Annotated in this window: 2 protein-coding genes; both read right to left on the reverse strand. The window is 70.2% G+C overall.

The features are described from left to right. Nucleotides 1-269: 269 nt before the first annotated feature. Entirely contained in the window at nucleotides 270-1,058 is a 789-nt protein-coding gene (locus AC1D12_RS32140) for an enoyl-CoA hydratase (protein WP_477845210.1), read from the reverse strand. Nucleotides 1,059-1,114: 56 nt separating this feature from the next. Further along, nucleotides 1,115-1,926: DUF3108 domain-containing protein (locus tag AC1D12_RS32145; protein ID WP_477845211.1), on the reverse strand; the 812-nt coding region annotated here is incomplete at its 5' end.

Below are 1,926 nucleotides of genomic sequence, written 5' to 3' on the forward strand. Positions count from 1 at the left end.
GAGTTTGGGCGACGGGCCATGAAACCAGTCAGCGCAGGGGAGTCTTCGCCCCGAGAGGGGCGAAGACCGCACCCGACGGCGCACCACAGCCTCCCCGCACCCGCCTTCCGCGCCCAAACTACCGGTGCTTGAAATTCGCCTTGCGCTTGTTGAGTTTGGGCGACGGGCCATGAAACCAGTCAGCGCAGGGGAGTCTTCGCCCCGAGAGGGGCGAAGACCGCACCCGACGGCGCACCACAGCCTCCCCGCACCCGCCTTCCGCGCCCAAACTACCGGTGCTTGAAATTCGCCTTGCGCTTGTTGACGAACGCGTCCATCCCTTCCTTCTGGTCCTCGGTCGCGAACAGCGCATGGAACATGCGGCGCTCGAACTGGATGCCCTCCGCGAGCGGCCCCTCGTAGGCGCGGTTCACCGCCTCCTTGGCCATCATCACGCTCGGCCCGCCGTACTCGCAGATCGCCTGCGCCGCCGCCAGCGTCACGCCCAGCAGCTCGGCCGCCGGCACCACGCGCGACACCAGGCCCGCGCGCCCGGCCTCGGCCGCATCCATCATGCGGCCCGTCAGCACCAGGTCCATCGCCTTCGCCTTGCCGACCGCGCGCGGCAGCCGCTGCGTGCCGCCGGCGCCGGGGATGATGCCGAGCTTGATCTCGGGCTGGCCGAACTTCGCGGTGTCGGCCGCGATGATGATGTCGCACATCATCGCGAGCTCGCAGCCGCCACCCAGCGCGAAGCCGCTCACCCCGGCGATCACCGGCTTGCGCACGCTGCGGATGGTCTCCCAGTTGCGCGTGATGTAGTCGCTCTTGTAGACGTCCATGAAGTTCCAGCCCGCCATCGCACCGATGTCGGCGCCGGCCGCGAACGCCTTCTCGCTGCCGGTGACCACCATGCAGCCGATCGCCTCGTCGGCATCGAAGGCCTTCAGCGCCGCGCCCAGCTCGTCCATCAGCGTGTCGTTCAGCGCGTTCAGCTGCTTCGGCCGGTTCAGCGTGACGACGCCGATGCGCAGCGGGCCGTTGCCCTGGATGTCGGTGAGGATGCATTCGTAGGTCATCGGGTCTCCTTCCGGGTTTCTTGGGGGGTCAGGGATCGAGTGTAGGCAGGTCGCGCTCACGACGCGGCCAGCTCCGGCTTGCGCTTGATCATCAGGTCGACCCAGGTGTCGGCGTCCTGGTGGATGCGGATGCGCAGCGGCAGGTAGCGCATGCTCGGCGCGATCCACATCTCGGGGATCAGGTCGCCGCCGCGCGGCTGGCGGCGCGGCTTCACGCGGAAGGCCTGCACCTCGCCGAAGGGGGTGTACAGCGTCTCCTCCTCCAGCACGTCGTACGTCCACGGCTCGACACGGAACGGCAGCGCGAGCGGGATCTCGACGCTCTCGCCGGTGCGCAGCTTCTGCGGCTGCGTCGTGAACAGCCAGGTCAGCTGCACGAACTGGCTCGCGGTGTCCTGCACGCCCGGCCAGCGGATGCGCCGCTGCCCGTTGGCCAGCACCACCGCATCGGGCAGCAGCTGCATCGCCACGCGCTGGTCGTCGCGCAGCATCACGTGCGTCAGCTGGTCGTAGCGCGTCGGGTACAGCCCGTCGGCGGTCAGCTGGCCCTCGCTCGTCAGCCGGCGCGACGCGGCCGGCGCGAACGACAGCCCGATGACCACGTCGACGTTCACCTGGTAGCGGTTGCCGTCGCGGATCCACTCGACCTGCGCCTCGCCGTCGACATGGCCGCGGAAGTTGCCGGTCAGCACGTAGCTGAGGCGGGTCGAGCCGGGCCATTCGAAGGCGGCCGGGGCCGACGCGGCGGGATCGGCCGCGACAGCGACCGGCGGCGGCTCGGGCGGCGGCGCGGACGCAGGCACGGCGGGAGCGGAGGCCGCGGGTTCCGGTTCGGCGGCGGCGACGACCTCCCGAGCCGGTTCCGGCT

Source organism: Rhizobacter sp. P1_G5 (assembly GCF_056405435.1).

Excerpts from the sequence above, each read along its gene's own strand:
- AC1D12_RS32140 (WP_477845210.1), bottom strand. The coding sequence starts at position 1,058 with ATGACCTACGAATGCATCCTCACCGACATCCAGGGCAACGGCCCGCTG.